The organism is Candidatus Pelagibacter sp. HIMB1321 (assembly GCF_900177485.1).
In the GTDB taxonomy this organism is placed as follows: domain Bacteria; phylum Pseudomonadota; class Alphaproteobacteria; order Pelagibacterales; family Pelagibacteraceae; genus Pelagibacter.
In genome coordinates this window covers 1185883-1200254 of record NZ_LT840186.1, presented here as the reverse complement: position 1 = coordinate 1200254, position 14372 = coordinate 1185883, and the positions used below count along the sequence as shown (strand labels likewise).

At 29.3% G+C, this 14372-nt stretch carries 21 protein-coding genes; 8 read left to right on the top strand and 13 right to left on the bottom strand.

The annotated features are described in order from the left end of the window. Positions 1-4: 4 nt before the first annotated feature. The 3 genes from ccmD to hspQ form a co-directional block, all read right to left on the bottom strand. Positions 5-232 carry a heme exporter protein CcmD gene (ccmD, locus tag B9N70_RS06465; RefSeq protein ID WP_085114977.1) on the bottom strand — a complete coding sequence of 76 codons (228 nt, stop codon included), beginning with the start codon at positions 230-232 and terminating at the stop codon, positions 5-7. Beyond that, positions 229-936, bottom strand: a complete 708-nt coding sequence (gene ccmC, locus B9N70_RS06460; RefSeq protein ID WP_085114976.1) for a heme ABC transporter permease CcmC — start codon at positions 934-936, stop codon at positions 229-231. Before ccmC ends, ccmD begins: the two co-directional genes overlap by 4 nt. A gap of 163 nt (positions 937-1099) precedes the next feature. Beyond that, the gene (gene hspQ / locus B9N70_RS06455; protein ID WP_085114975.1) at positions 1100-1420 is read right to left on the bottom strand and encodes a heat shock protein HspQ; all 321 of its coding nucleotides are present in this window, start codon (positions 1418-1420) and stop codon (positions 1100-1102) included. An 89-nt stretch (positions 1421-1509) separates the two neighbouring features. On the opposite strand from hspQ, the gene B9N70_RS06450 reads away from it, so the two are divergent. Then, positions 1510-2061 (top strand): septation protein A, encoded by a 552-nt coding sequence (locus tag B9N70_RS06450; RefSeq protein WP_085114974.1) that lies wholly within the window; start codon positions 1510-1512, stop codon positions 2059-2061. Beyond that, complete coding sequence (locus tag B9N70_RS06445; protein ID WP_085114973.1) at positions 2054-2392, top strand: DUF2794 domain-containing protein; 339 nt, start codon at positions 2054-2056, stop codon at positions 2390-2392. The genes B9N70_RS06450 and B9N70_RS06445 overlap by 8 nt, the downstream gene beginning before the upstream one ends. Positions 2393-2396: 4 nt before the next feature. On the opposite strand, the gene B9N70_RS06440 is transcribed toward B9N70_RS06445, so the two are convergent. Further along, entirely contained in the window at positions 2397-3158 is a 762-nt protein-coding gene (locus B9N70_RS06440) for a Bax inhibitor-1/YccA family protein (RefSeq protein ID WP_085114972.1), read from the bottom strand. 62 nt (positions 3159-3220) lie between these two features. Between B9N70_RS06440 and B9N70_RS06435 the strand changes: the two genes are divergently transcribed. The 4 genes from B9N70_RS06435 to B9N70_RS06420 are packed head-to-tail and all read left to right on the top strand — an operon-like array spanning position 3221 to position 7096. After that, positions 3221-4258, top strand: a complete 1038-nt coding sequence (locus tag B9N70_RS06435; protein ID WP_085114971.1) for an aldo/keto reductase — start codon at positions 3221-3223, stop codon at positions 4256-4258. Beyond that, complete coding sequence (locus B9N70_RS06430) at positions 4255-4761, top strand: invasion associated locus B family protein (RefSeq protein ID WP_231909388.1); 507 nt, start codon at positions 4255-4257, stop codon at positions 4759-4761. The genes B9N70_RS06435 and B9N70_RS06430 overlap by 4 nt, the downstream gene beginning before the upstream one ends. A 3-nt stretch (positions 4762-4764) precedes the next feature. After that, positions 4765-5949, top strand: a complete 1185-nt coding sequence (locus B9N70_RS06425) for an argininosuccinate synthase (RefSeq protein WP_085114969.1) — start codon at positions 4765-4767, stop codon at positions 5947-5949. Positions 5950-5956: 7 nt separating this feature from the next. Next, a complete protein-coding gene (locus tag B9N70_RS06420; RefSeq protein WP_085114968.1) occupies positions 5957-7096 on the top strand; it encodes an FAD-binding domain-containing protein in 1140 nt (379 codons plus the stop codon). A 19-nt stretch (positions 7097-7115) separates the two neighbouring features. On the opposite strand, the gene B9N70_RS06415 is transcribed toward B9N70_RS06420, so the two are convergent. The 5 genes from B9N70_RS06415 to B9N70_RS06395 are packed head-to-tail and all read right to left on the bottom strand — an operon-like array spanning position 7116 to position 10155. Continuing rightward, entirely contained in the window at positions 7116-7241 is a 126-nt protein-coding gene (locus tag B9N70_RS06415; protein WP_085114967.1) for a DUF2256 domain-containing protein, read from the bottom strand. A 1-nt stretch (position 7242) separates the two neighbouring features. Beyond that, positions 7243-7572 (bottom strand): hypothetical protein, encoded by a 330-nt coding sequence (locus tag B9N70_RS06410; RefSeq protein WP_085114966.1) that lies wholly within the window; start codon positions 7570-7572, stop codon positions 7243-7245. A 2-nt stretch (positions 7573-7574) separates the two neighbouring features. Next, complete coding sequence (locus B9N70_RS06405; RefSeq protein WP_085114965.1) at positions 7575-8300, bottom strand: LrgB family protein; 726 nt, start codon at positions 8298-8300, stop codon at positions 7575-7577. Continuing rightward, positions 8284-8664, bottom strand: a complete 381-nt coding sequence (locus B9N70_RS06400; RefSeq protein WP_085114964.1) for a CidA/LrgA family protein — start codon at positions 8662-8664, stop codon at positions 8284-8286. The genes B9N70_RS06405 and B9N70_RS06400 overlap by 17 nt, the downstream gene beginning before the upstream one ends. Next, complete coding sequence (locus tag B9N70_RS06395; protein ID WP_085114963.1) at positions 8665-10155, bottom strand: cryptochrome/photolyase family protein; 1491 nt, start codon at positions 10153-10155, stop codon at positions 8665-8667. A 27-nt stretch (positions 10156-10182) separates the two neighbouring features. Here B9N70_RS06395 and B9N70_RS06390 point away from each other — a divergent pair, with 27 nt between their 5' ends. Together B9N70_RS06390 and B9N70_RS06385 are read left to right on the top strand one after the other, a co-directional pair. After that, a complete protein-coding gene (locus tag B9N70_RS06390) occupies positions 10183-10893 on the top strand; it encodes an SDR family NAD(P)-dependent oxidoreductase (RefSeq protein ID WP_085114962.1) in 711 nt (236 codons plus the stop codon). Further along, entirely contained in the window at positions 10868-11956 is a 1089-nt protein-coding gene (locus B9N70_RS06385) for a PQQ-dependent sugar dehydrogenase (protein ID WP_085114961.1), read from the top strand. Before B9N70_RS06390 ends, B9N70_RS06385 begins: the two co-directional genes overlap by 26 nt. Here the strand turns inward: B9N70_RS06385 and B9N70_RS06380 are convergent, their stop codons facing one another. The 4 genes from B9N70_RS06380 to B9N70_RS06365 form a co-directional block, all read right to left on the bottom strand. Next, positions 11957-12952, bottom strand: a complete 996-nt coding sequence (locus tag B9N70_RS06380; protein WP_085114960.1) for an MBL fold metallo-hydrolase — start codon at positions 12950-12952, stop codon at positions 11957-11959. It lies immediately after the preceding gene. A gap of 5 nt (positions 12953-12957) precedes the next feature. After that, on the bottom strand, positions 12958-13233 hold the full coding sequence (locus B9N70_RS06375) for an SHOCT domain-containing protein (protein ID WP_085114959.1): 276 nt from the start codon (positions 13231-13233) through the stop codon (positions 12958-12960). A 3-nt stretch (positions 13234-13236) separates the two neighbouring features. Next, complete coding sequence (locus tag B9N70_RS06370; RefSeq protein ID WP_085114958.1) at positions 13237-13446, bottom strand: hypothetical protein; 210 nt, start codon at positions 13444-13446, stop codon at positions 13237-13239. Positions 13447-13524: 78 nt separating this feature from the next. Continuing rightward, positions 13525-14370, bottom strand: a complete 846-nt coding sequence (locus B9N70_RS06365; protein ID WP_085114957.1) for a bifunctional 5,10-methylenetetrahydrofolate dehydrogenase/5,10-methenyltetrahydrofolate cyclohydrolase — start codon at positions 14368-14370, stop codon at positions 13525-13527. Between the last annotated feature and the right edge of the window lie 2 nt (positions 14371-14372).

Here is a 14372-nt window from a genome sequence, read left to right as displayed (position 1 = left end):
AAAGTTAAATATTTTGACTGCCAGATAAAATTTCTTGGTTGATAGTTTGAGTTCTTGCTATTTTAGCTTTTTGAGCATCAAGCTCACCATACTTGGCTATGAATTTATTTTTCTCTCTAATGTATTGAACCTTTGTTACTGAATACAAAGTTGCAAAACTTAAAAGTGTAAATGAAAATGCAGACCAAACATAAAGTCCGTATCCATTCATATTTAATAATTCATTTATCATAATCTATCTAATCCTTTATTTTTTAACTTTATCAATTCTGTATTATATTTCATTAAAAAAATTAGCAGAGAAAATAGGGCAAATGCCGCAGTCATGATCATCAATGGAAGAAGCATTGATGAGTGAATGGCAGACTTAGACATAATGTTGATAGAGGCTGGCTGATGAAGTGTATTCCACCAATCTACAGAATATTTAATAATTGGTATGTTTATAATTCCAAAGATAGTTATCAAAGTTGTTATTTTGAGAACTTTTTCTTTGTCCTCATAAATTCTCCAAGCAATTAAATATAATAAATAAAAAATAGCTAATATTAACATTGATGTAATTCTAGCATCCCATGCCCACCATGTGCCCCACGTAGGTTTTCCCCAAATAGAACCGGTAACCAATGCAATAATATTAAAAACCAAACCAGAAGGCGCTAAACTTTTTGCAATTAAAAAGAAATTCCTATTTTTAAAAATATATCCACTTAGAGATAATAATGTAATAGAGGAAAAAATTCCTAGTGAAATCCAGGCTGCAGGAACATGTACATACATTATCCTCACAGAATGACTTTGCTTATAGTCCTCTGGTGATAAAATTAGAGCTTCTACTAAACCAATTGAAATTACCACTATTAAAAGTGCCATTACATATTTTGGCGCTTTTGAAGTAATTAAAAATATTTTATTTGGTTCAAAAAGTTTAAACATAAATTAAGTTATGATGGTTTTAGTATGAAAGATATATCTGATCAAGAATGTAGAGGGAGATAATGATAAGGATAAAATTTCACACCCTTGACCAGATATTAATGTAATTCTAACTAATCTCTATGACCAAGATTTGAAACAAATGTGTTGAAATAGTGATTTTTTAGTTTGATGGCTTAAAATAACTAGAACCTTTTTTACCTGAAAAAATTTCCTCAATTAATGGATGTTTAATAGGTTCGTCAGAGTCATCCATTAGAAGATTCTGTTCTGACACATAAGCCTCATATGTAATCTCATCATTTTCAGCAAGTAAATGATAAAAAGGTTGATCTTTTCTTGGTCTCACATTTTTTGGAATAGATTGATACCATTCCTCAGAGTTATTAAATTCAAAATCAACATCATATATCACACCTCTAAATTCAAAGTGTTTATGTTTTACAATATCGCCGATTGAAAATTTAGCCTTTTGTATTGCCATTGAGTTTAATATGGAGATTTAGAATTAAAAATCAATAAGAAAAAAGATAAAGTTTTTATGACACAACTAATTATGTTAATATCTTTTTAGTGAATAAATCTTTTTTAAAATTTCTCACAGATTTTGGGCCTTTAGCGATATTTTTTTTCTATTATTACAGTAATGACAAAAATTTATCTGTAGCAATTCCTCCATTAATTATTGCAACAATAATTGCGCTAATTGTAGTCTGGGTATTTGAAAAAAAAATTCCTCCAATGCCTTTGGTCAGTGGAATTTTAATTACTTTTTTTGGTGGACTTACTATTTATTTTAATGACCCTATATTTATTTATGTTAAGCCAACTATAATTAATATTATGTTTGCTTTAGCATTATTTTTTGGCAAATATTTTACAAATGAACCAATCTTAAAAAAGATAATGGGAAAATCTATACCTTTAAGTGATATTGGTTGGGAAATTCTAAATAAAAGATGGATGTATTTCTTCTTTGGTCTTGCTCTATTAAATGAATTTATTTGGAGAACACAGTCTGAAGAGTTTTGGGTTAACTTTAAAGTTTGGGGTATGCTGCCAATAACAGTTATTTTTACAGGATTTCAAATTGGTTTAATTAATAAATATAAAATAAATGAATAACAATTTAAGACTCGTAGTAAACAACTCACACAAAAAAATTGAGGAGAAACACTTTTTTGAAAAAGATGAATTACAAATAATTCTAGATTTATACGCAAAAATGGTCTCAGAAGGCTCTTGGAGAGATTATGGACTTAGTATTTCAAGTAAACAAGTAAGCTTTAGTGTTTTTAAAAATGCAGCAGAAAATGCTCTCTACAAAATATGCAAAAATTTTAAACCTAAAAATAAAAACTTAAAATATCTAATCACTGATACTAATGGTAAGATATTAAAAAACTCTTTTGAACTTAAGAGTTTGCTTAAAAATACTAACTGGAAAAAACTCTAGAATTTTATCTTCTTTGACCAAATAATCTTAGCAACATGATAAACAAGTTGATGAAGTCTAGGTAAAGAGTTAGGGCACCCATTACCGCTTTTTTTCCAACTAATTCACCAGAGTCGCTTGCAACATACATGTTCTTAATTTTTTGTGTATCATATGCTGTAAGACCAACAAAAATTAACACTCCAATTATTGATATTGCAAAATACATCATTGAAGATTTTAAGAATATATTAACTAATGAAGCGATGATTATTCCAATCAATCCCATCATTAAAAATGAACCAAACTTAGTTAAATCTCTTTTAGTAGTGTAGCCATAAATACTCATCGCACCAAAGGTTGCTGAAGATATAAAGAACACTCTTGTTACACTTAAACCTGTGTAAACCAATAAAATCGATGATAATGATAAACCCATTAAAGCTGCAAACACCCAGAATGTAGTTTGAGCTTTTGAAGCACTCATTTTATTAATTCCAAAACTCATATAAAAAACTATTCCTAATGGCGCTAACATTACAACCCATTTTAAGCCAGACATGTAAATCGCACTTCCAAATTGTGTTAGAGATACAATTGCTCCATTAGCATCTGTTACAACAGACATTTTAAATGATAATAATGCAATGATTCCAGTTAATAGAACACCAGTTGACATATAGTTATAAACTTTAAGCATGTAGGCTCTTAAGCCTTCATCCATTACTGCAGCTGTTTGTTGGGCTGCTTTTTCTCTATTTAAGATACCTTGTTTGTCAAATTCCATAATGAGTTAAATATAATAGTCTTTTACTAATTATTCAAGATACCTTAAAAGAGTTAATTCTGATGAATTACAAAAAACTAGGCAATACTGACATAAAAGTTAGCACTATTTGTCTCGGCACAATGACTTGGGGTGAGCAAAATACTCAAGAAGAAGGATTTGAGCAGATGGATTTTGCTTTAGATCAAGGTGTTAATTTTTGGGATACAGCTGAGTTGTATGCTGTTCCACCAAAAGAGGAAACTTTTGGTCATACAGAAATTATAATTGGTAATTGGTTTGAAAAAACAAAAAAGAGAGACAAAGTAATTTTAGCAACAAAGGTTGCTGGTCCAGCTAGGGAGTATATTCGTGGAGGTGGAAATAATTATACGCTTGAAAGAATGACTGAAGCTTTAAATGATAGTCTCAAAAGATTAAAAACAGATTATATAGATTTATATCAGCTTCACTGGCCAGAGAGAAGTACCAACATGTTCGGAAGATTAGGCTACACGCATAATGAAAATGAAGATTGGAATAAATTTGAAGATGTTTTGGGTCATTTAGGTAAATTTGTTAAGGAGGGTAAAGTTAGAGATATTGGATTATCAAACGAAACTCCTTGGGGAGTATCTAAATGTCTAAATTTAGCTAAAGAGCAGAGTCTTCCAAGAATGATGTCAATTCAAAATCCTTATAGTTTATTGAACAGAACTTATGAGGTGGGTTTAGCAGAAATTTCAATCCGAGATGAAATTGGATTGTTGGCCTATTCTCCACTTGCAAGTGGTTACCTGACTGGGAAATATCGTAACAACCAATTGCCAAAGAATTCAAGAATTGAGAGAGATGGAGATTTTTGGACTCGTTATAATAAACCCAACACGACTAAGGCAGTTGATGCATATTATGAAATATCAAAAAAACATAATCTTGATTTTGCCCAAATGTCATTGAAGTTTTGTGAAATTCAACCATTCGTGACAAGTGTAATTATTGGAGCAACAACAATGGAGCAGTTGAAAACTAATATAGAAAGTGTAAATATTAATTTATCCGATGAAGTCATTGATGAAATTAATGAAATTCAAAAAATTTATCCAAATCCATGCCCATGATTAAAAAACTATTAAATTCTATAACCTTATTATTATTGTTTAGCTTTACGGCTGTAAATGCAGAAGAATTAAAACAAATTGGAAAATACAAAGATTGGCAAACTATGGTTTTAGTTGAGCCAACTGGAACTGTTTGTTTTGCTCAATCATCACCAGTTTTACAAGCACCAAAATCTAATAAAAGAGATGCAAGATTATTTGTAACTTTTAGACCGGGTGAAAAAATTACTGATGAAATAAGTGCTAGTCCTGGATATGAATTTAATCAAAATAATTCGGTAACAGCAACTTCAGGGAAAAACAAAATTAAATTTGATATCGTTCAACAAGGTTTTGCTTGGATTGCAGATAATAAAATTGAAAAAAAAATGGTTAATGTGATGAAAAAAGGATCTAGAATTATGATTACAGGTTACAATCAAAAAGGATCTCAAACTATTGATCACTATTCTCTACTTGGCTTTACCAAAGCTTATAATGCTGCAAAAACTGCCTGCAGTTAATTAATGAAATCCAAAAAAAAAATTGTTTTAGCTTACTCAGGTGGCTTAGACACATCTATTATTTTGAAATGGCTTCAAGAGAATTATCAAGCTGAAATCATTTGTTACACCGCAGACGTTGGTCAGGAAATAGATAGAAAAAAAATATTCCGTAACGCTAAAAAATTTGGTGTAAAAAATATTATCATTCAAGATTTAAAAAATGAATTTGTTAAAAATTATGTCTATCCAATGATTAGAGGTCATGCTATTTATGAGGGCGTATATTTACTTGGTACTTCTATAGCTCGACCACTAATTGCAAAAGATCAAATCCGAGTTGCAAAAAAATTTAAAGCATTTGCTGTATCCCATGGGGCGACTGGTAAAGGAAATGATCAAGTAAGATTTGAATTAGGATACCATTACTTTGGTCCAAAAATAAAAGTTATTGCTCCTTGGCGAATTTGGAAATTAAAATCTAGAACAGATTTGATAAATTATGCAAAAAAACATGGGATAGAAATTCCTAAGGATAAAAAAGGAGCACCTCCTTTTTCTGTTGATGATAATTTGTTTCACACCTCAACAGAAGGCAAGGTTTTAGAAAACCCTAAAAACTCAGCTCCAGAATTTATTTTTCAAAGAACAACCTCGCCTGAAAAAGCTCCAAACAAACCGAGTTTTGTAACTATAAATTTTAAAAATGGTGACCCTGTAGGAATAAATGGAAAAAAAATCACTCCATCAAAACTTTTAGAAAAACTTAATGAATTAGCTGGCAAAAATGGAATTGGCAGGGTGGATCTGGTTGAAAATAGATTTATTGGGATAAAATCAAGAGGAGTTTATGAAACACCCGGAGGAACTCTTTTAATTCATGCTCACCGAGCAATAGAATCTGTAACACTTGATAAAGAAACAATGCATAAAAAAGATAATGTTATGCCTAGATATGCAGAATTAATTTACAATGGTTATTGGTTTTCAAAAGAAAGATTTAGGTTACAAAAAATAGTAGATCTTAAAAGAAATAAGGTCAACGGCTCTGTTAAATTAAAACTTTATAAAGGAAATATAATTATTCATTCAAGAATTACAAAAAGCAATGCATATTCTATGAAAAAAGTTTCTTTTGAGGAAAATAAAACTTTCAATAAAGCAAATGTAGAAAAATTTATTAATTTTCATAAAAAAAAATTAAAATAATTCATTAATGAATTTTAATCCTTCTCGAATTGAAGCACTTAACCATCTTAATAATTTTATTGAAAATAATCTTGCTGAATACTCAAAATTAAGAAATTTTGATTTTGGGCCTTCTAACAGATCAAATATTTCTTGCTTATCTCCTTATATTACTCATGGAGTGATTAATGAATTAGAGGTAATTGAAAAATCATTAAAAAAATTTCCTTTTTCTAAAATAGAAAAATTTATTCAAGAAGTTCTTTGGAGAGTTTATTGGAAAGGTTGGCTAGAGCTAAGACCGAATGTTTGGACAGATTACTTAGTAGAATTAAAAAAAATTAAAAATGATTACAATGAAAATAAAACTTATTTAAATGCTATTGATGGTAAAACTAACATTGATTGCTTTAACCAATGGGTAATTGAACTAAAAGAAAATAATTACCTTCATAATCATACTAGAATGTGGTTTGCAAGTATTTGGATATTTACGCTAGATTTACCTTGGCAATTAGGTGCAGAATTTTTTATGAAACATCTTTATGATGGCGACTCTGCATCAAACACTCTTGGCTGGAGGTGGGTAGCTGGTATTCAAACACAAGGTAAACATTATCTTGCAAGTGAATGGAACATCAAAAAATTTACAAATAATAGGTTCGAAAACATCAAACTAAATGAAAATGCACCACCTAAAATTTCTGAAAAATTATATCCATTAAATAAAAGAGAATTTAATAATCCAACAAATATTGAAGAAAAAAATCTTTTAATATTTGAGAATAATTTATCTTATGAAATTAATAATATTAAAAAAGATAACATTGAAAAAATTTATTTAGTCTTTAACAAAAATGAACAGAGATCTATAAAATTAAGTGATAAGCTCTCAAAGTTTAAGTCTGACTTAATAGAAGATCAAAGAAGAAGATTAAAGGATAAATCAATTAACTGTGAAATTATCGATATAACTGAAGTCAAAAATATTAATAATTGCTTTGCATTATATCCTAATGTTGGAGAAAGCTTAGACTATCTAAATTTAAACAATCTCAAAATTCCATTTTTTTTTAGAAAGTTAGATCAATTGGCTTGGCAATATTGTAATAAAGGGTTTTTTAATTTTAAAAATTATATTCCGAAAATTATTTCATCTATAAATTAAGACTATTAAGTCATTATAATCATTTACCAGAACATTTCTTGGAACAGTATTTTACTTTTTCCCAGTTTAATCTCCATTTTTTACGCCATACAAAAGGTCGTTTACAAGTTGGGCAAATTTTTGAGGGTAAATGTTGTTTTTTCAAATTAAACTTCTTTAAAATTATCTTTCCAAATTTTTAAAGCCTCATTCCAATTTGGAATTTCATTTCCTTCAAATCCAAATGTTGAGCCAGTGCCAATTGATTGAAAATTTTTCATAGCCTTTAAATGAAATTTACTTCTAATATAATTCATCATCATTTCCTTATTTTCCCAGGCAGTTAAAGTATGATGATATTCTCCTATTTTTTTTTGGTCACAAAAGATATTTCCTTTAGCTTTTCTAGCAGAAACAAAACTTGGAATAGTATAATACCAAAATCTAAAAGTTTTATACAGACCTTTGTATTTTATACCTGTAATCGAAATATACATTTTTAAATTATTATTTTTAAAATTATTATTACAAAAATAGATGTGGCTATTCCACTTAAACCCATAGCAAGTGCAGCAAATACCCCTGCTGTTTTATTTTTACTCATTGCTCTTGCTGTTCCTATTCCGTGACTTGCTACTCCGAAACCAAAACCTCTAGCGCTCATGTCTTTTATCTTAAATATATTTAAAGCAAAAGTTCCAAGAGATGCTCCTACTATACCAGTTATGATAGTAATTATTGCTGTAAGTGAAGGTATTCCACCTATTAATTCTGCAATACCCATTGCAATTGGGGCAGTAACATTTCTTGGGATCATTGTTAAGATTATTTCTTTATCCAGATTAAAAAAACTTGCTAAATAATAAGTGATTAAAATTGCAAAAGGAATTGCGAACAATATAGAAAATATAATTGGTTTAATTTCTTTAAAAATTAAATCTTTTTTTTCATAAATAGGTATTGCTAAAGCAACTGTTGCAGGTCCAAGCATGAAATGAATAAATTTTGCTCCATTAAAATACCTATCATATGATACGTCCAGAGTAAATAAAACAGTTGAAACAATTAAGATGCTGATTGCAACTGGATTTACTAAAGGATTAAGCTTTGATTTTTTATATAAGTAATCCCCAACTAAAAAAGCACCAAGTGTAAGTGTAATCCAAAATAAAGGCTCTGCCTGTAAATAGACCCAAATTTTATAGAGCTTATCTTCTTTTGACATTATTTTTCTCTGAGTTAATTATTTTTTCCATAACAAATGCTGTGAAAACTAATGTTGCTAAAGTTCCTATTATAATAATTGCTAATATCTTAAATAAATTATCTCCAAGATAATTAATATGCATAACTACACCAACACCAATTGGAACAAATAATAGTGATAAATAATTTATAATTTGATGACTAGTATTAGAAATATCTTTTTTTATTTTCTTAAATTGTGAGGAAGATTTTAAAAAAAATATGAATACTAACAAAAGTAGTACTAAACCTATTACTGGTCCTGGAATATTAATTTCAAAAAATTTCTGAATTGCTTCACCTAAAAGCTGAAAAAAAAATATTATGAATAAACTTCTTAACATTTAAATAGTATTTTTTTTTATAAATTTGTCTGCCTCTGAAAGAATCAGTTTTTTTCTCTCATTTTTCATTTTATCAAAAATTCTTACCATCATTGACAATCTTGGATTGGTTAAAAAAAACTTTCTGTTTCGATCTATAAATCTCCAATAAAGCCCATCCATTGTATTGCACCATTCACCTTTTTTGAAATCCATCATTTTCATAAAATATGCAGAACCACAGACGTAAGGTTTCGTTGCAAATATTCCTCCATCGCTAAATAATCCCATCCCATATACATTTGGAACCATTACCCAGTCTGATGAGTCCACAAACATTTCCATAAACCATTTATAAACAATTGTAGGTTTGATCTCACATAAGTTCATAATATTTGATAAAATCATTAATCTCTCTATGTGATGAGACCATCCATAATTAATAGCATTTTTAATTGCATGGTCTAATGGTGGCAAACCTGTATTGCCTTCATACCAAGAGTTTTTCATTTTTCTATTTTGTTTAAAAAAGTTTCTTGTTTCCATTTCTTTAGAATAACTCTGATATATTCCTCGCATAAATTCTCTCCAGCCAATTACCTGACGAATATAACCTTCCAGTGAATTCATTCTGATTTTATTTTTTTTGTGAAATTCTAGAATTTTTTGAATTATAAATTCAGGAGTTATCAATCCCAAGTTTATGTAAGGGCTTAAAGCACTGTGAAAAAGAATATTATCTTTTTGATCTACTGCATCCTCATAGTCACCAAATAAATTTGCTTTTTCTTTGATAAAAAAATTTAGAAGTTTTACGACATCATTATATTCGGTTGCCAACCAAAAATTTTCTGTTTTTCCCGGGTGATCTTTAAATAGTTTCTCAATTAATAGTTTTAATTTTTTTGTATGGCTAGTCTCATTAATTTTCGGAAACTTAGGTATAGATATATTCTTTGGTAATTTATCTCTATTTTCCTCATCAAAGCTCCACTTGCCACCTATTGGAGTTCCATCAGAGCCCATTAAAATTCCTGATTTTTTTCTAACTTCTTTATAAAAAGTTGCCATAAAAGGCTTTTTTGACTTTGCTAAATAAGTTTTAAATTCTTCTCTAGAATTTAAAAACATTGGTGATTGAATAATATTCCAGTCAATTTTTTCTTTTTTAAAAAAAAGAAAAATTTTGTTTTCAAAAGATTTATCTTCTATTTCAAAACTAGATACTTGTTTAATTTTTTTTTCTGTAATTACTTTTTTTAATTTTTTTAAATAATCTTCACTAAAATCCTTATCTTCAATTTTAAGATAATCTAATTTAAATTTATTTTTCTTTAATTCATCTGCATAAGACCTCATCGAAGATAAAAATAATAGAATTTTTTGCTTATGATGCTTCTCATATGTACAAAGACCTTTGTCTTCCGCCATGAAGAATGTATGGTCTTTTTTGAAGCGGTCGATGTATTTTGTTGGAAATAATTGATTGCCAAGTATAAAAAATAACTTCATAGTTAAATATAACTAATAAAATTTTTTATGTCAGAAAAATATCTCATTTTTGGTGCAACAGGATCTATTGGGTCTAATTTAGCTGAACAATTAAAAAGTTCGGGTCATGATATCCATTTAGTAGCAAGAAATGAAGAGATGGTAAGCACAATAGCTAATAAGCTGGGTTGCTCTTTTACTGTGGCTGATGTTTTAGAAGATAATTTCATTGAAAAAGTAAAGGCAGATGTATCTGAAGTAAAAGGAATTGCTTATTGTGTTGGTTCAATTGATTTAAAACCATTACGGATGGTGAAGGAAGAAGATTTTAATAAATGCATGAAACTAAATTTATATTCAGCTGTTGAAATAATTAAAGGCTATCAAGAAAGTTTAAAAAAAAATAAAGGCTCTATAGTTCTTTTTTCTACGGTTGCTGCTCAAAGAGGATTTACTAACCATGCAATTATAGCTTCAGCCAAGGCGGCAATTGAGGGTTTGACAGTTTCACTTGCTGCTGAGTTTGCTCCAAATATAAGAGTTAATTGTATTGCTCCAAGCTTAACAAATTCCAAAATAGCTGAACCAATGCTTAAAAATAAAGTTCTTGCTGAAGGAATAGCGAAAGCTCATCCTTTAAAAAGATTGGGAGAAGGAAAAGACTCAGCCTCAATGGCAAAATTTTTAATTAGCGAGGAAAGCTCTTGGATTACTGGACAAATAATTGCAGTTGATGGTGGGAGATCAAAATTATCATAAAGTGAAAAAAGTAATATTTTTTTTTCTAATTTATTTTTTTAATCCAATTTGTTTTGCAAACACTATTCAGATAAGCAAAATTGCAGATCTTGAAGACCCTTGGGGGTCAACTTTTGTTAATAACAAAGAGTTAATTATTACTGAAAAAATTGGAAAATTTAAATTAGTTAATATTGAAACTGGCAAAGTTAATGAAATCAACCATAATTTAAATTTTCTTGTTAATGGTCAGGGTGGTTTGTTAGATGTAATTTATAAAGATCAATATGTGTGGGTTTCATATTCTGAAGATAGAGGATCCGGTAAATCAAATACCTCTATAGCAAGAGGCGAATTTAATAACAAAAATATTAATTTTAAAAATATTTTTCAGGCAAGTCCTGACATTAATTCTGGCTATCACTATGGTTCACGTTTAGCCATTAAAGATAAACAAATTTATGCATCTATTGGGGAGAGAGGTGGTGGAATGATAGCACAGGATCCAACCAATCATACAGGCAGTATAATAAGAATTAATCTGGATGGATCAATTCCAATTGATAATCCTAAATTTCAAGGTCAGGACAACTGGCTTCCAGAAATATATCAAATAGGAGTACGTAATCCACAAGGTCTAACTTACTCTAAATTTGATGATAAAATTTATGCAAGTAACCACGGGGCTAGAGGTGGTGATTGGTTTGGTGAAATAAAAAAAGGTGAAAACTATGGATGGAAAATATTAGGTTGGGGTGGAAAAAATTACTCTGGTATACCGATTGGACCAAAGTGGAAACCAGGTTTCACAAAGGCAATTCAATATTGGGTACCATCAATTGCTGCTAGCGCAATTGCTATCTATGATGGAAAAGAATTTAGTGAATGGAATGGAAAAGCTCTTATTACATCCTTAAAAGATCAGTCTCTTAGAACTTTAGATTTTAATGATCTTAATAATGTTAAAGAGGAAATAATTTTCAAAGACAAGATTGGAAGAATTAGAGATATTCAAATTCATCCTACGAATGGAAAAATTTATTTTTTAGCAAGTGATAGCTTGTGGCTTATGGAAAAAAATTAATTAACTATACGATAATAATTTTTTTAGCAAAGAAACTTCACCTATTTTAAAAGTAAATACATCATTCTTTCTAAAACCATAATTTTCCGCATTCTCCTTAAATCTTTTCGGTGGCTCCATGATAGGTTCAAATGAAAGCACAAAAGTTCCCCAATGCATGCCCAATACTTTTTTACTTTTTAAATCTTTTGCAACATTAAGAGCCTCTTCAGGAGTTGTATGATAAATACTTTTGTCAAACATTGGTTTAAAATCATACGCACCTATATTAATCATAGTTAGATCTACTGGACCAAATTTTTCTCCAAGTTCTTTATAGATATTCCCATATCCAGTATCACAGGCAAATAATATTTTTTTATTTTTATATTCTATTAAAAAATTACCCCACAATGTTTTATTAGTGTCTGTTAAACTTCTTTTGGACCAATGGACAGCTGGTAAAAAAGTAACTTTTAAATTTTCATTTATAACAACACAATCATACCAATCTAATTCATTTACATCTTTATAATTATTTTTTGTAAAATATTTTCCCAGATTAAGAGGAACCAAAACTTTGGTATTTTTATAAGGAAACTTTTTAATTGTTCTCATGTCTTGATGATCATAGTGATTGTGGGTTAATAAAAATAAATCTATTTTTGGTAGTTCATCTAAGTTTAATGCTGGCTTAGTAAACCTTTTGGGACCAAAAATTAAGGGTCCTGCATTTTTTGAAAATACAGGATCTGTAATAATAGTTGTCTTGCCTAATTTGATTAAATAGGTGGCATGGCCAATCCAAGCAATATAATCATCTAATTTATATTTATTGAGATTCTCTAAAACAGTTTGCTTATTAATAATAAAATCAGATGGAACATTTCTATCTATTTCTCTAGTTTTTTTTTTAAAAAATCTATACGAAAAATTTACTTTATTTGTATGAACTGGAGAGCCCTCAGGATTTCTGAATGATCCATCCGGCAGATGATGATATGGTTTTTTATCCAATGAATTTAGTTATCCAATAATTTCTTTTTTGCTTTATCGAATTCTTCTTGCGTTAAAACTCCTGACTTTAAAAGTTCATTCAACTTGCTGATTTCAGTGCTTAAATTTGAATTATTTTCTAAATCATTATTGGTATTCTCAGAGTTTGTTTCATTTTCATTTTCTTTATTAGGTGCATTGTCTACTTTTGCTTTAAAGCCTGTCATAATTGCTGATCCACCTAGGTAGAAAACAAAAATTAATATTGGTACAGCCAATATAAAAAAAATTAATTTTTCCATAAGTTAATCTTCATCCTCGTCTTCGTTTCTCCATCCTTTTTCATACATTAAATATCCTGCCAGTATAACAGCAAACGTGCCCGCTATCATTCCATAATCAAAGCCAACTTGTTTTCCATACAAGTGCCATCCTAATTGAGTAGCACCAATTGGAACAGCCGTTAATAAAAGCATAATAATTGCAATCCTATAAGGATATTTGGGTCTCTTCATAAATCGAGACTACCAAAAATTAAGTAAAATTAATTTTTTAAATTAGATTTGAGACAATAAAACTTGTTTAAAAAGGCTTTAGTTTTGTGATCTTTTAAAACAATCAATTGTATTCTTTAGTAAACATGCAATTGTCATTGGACCTACACCACCTGGAACAGGTGTTAAAGCTTTTGCAACTTTTGAAACCTCATCAAAATTCACATCTCCAACAATCCCTTTTTCTGTTTTATTTATTCCAACATCAATTACGATTGTACCTTCTTTAACCCAATCTCCTTTAACAAGTTCTGGGATACCAACTGCTGCAACAATAATGTCAGCCTCTAAACATTCTGCCTTCAAATCTTTTGTTTTAGAGTGGGTAATAGTTACAGTACAATTTTCTTTTAATAGTAATTGTGTCATTGGCTTACCATTTAAATTAGATCTTCCAATAACAACCGCTTTTTTTCCATTTAAATTGGGTTCAATCTTTTTTATTAACAAATAACATCCAAGTGGAGTGCATGGAACTGAACTTTCATAACCAGATGACAAGTTACCAACATTCATTGGATGAAAACCATCTACATCTTTTGATGGATCAATCGTTTCAATAATTTTTTGTTTATCAATATGTTTTGGTAATGGTAACTGAACTAAAATTCCAGAAACTGAGTTGTCTTTATTTAGTTCTTTAATTTTTTCTAACACAACTTTTTCCTCAACTGTATCAGGGTATTTAATCACTTCAGATTTTAACCCAACTTCATTTGCGGACTTTTCTTTATTTCTCACATAAATTTGGCTTGGTGTTAGATCACCTATTAAAATTACGGTTAACCCTGGGACTTTGTTGTGTTTCTCTTTTAAAGCGCTGACTTCTTTTTTTAGATCTTCTCTTAACTCTGCAGCAGCTTTTTTACCATCAATTAAAATCATAA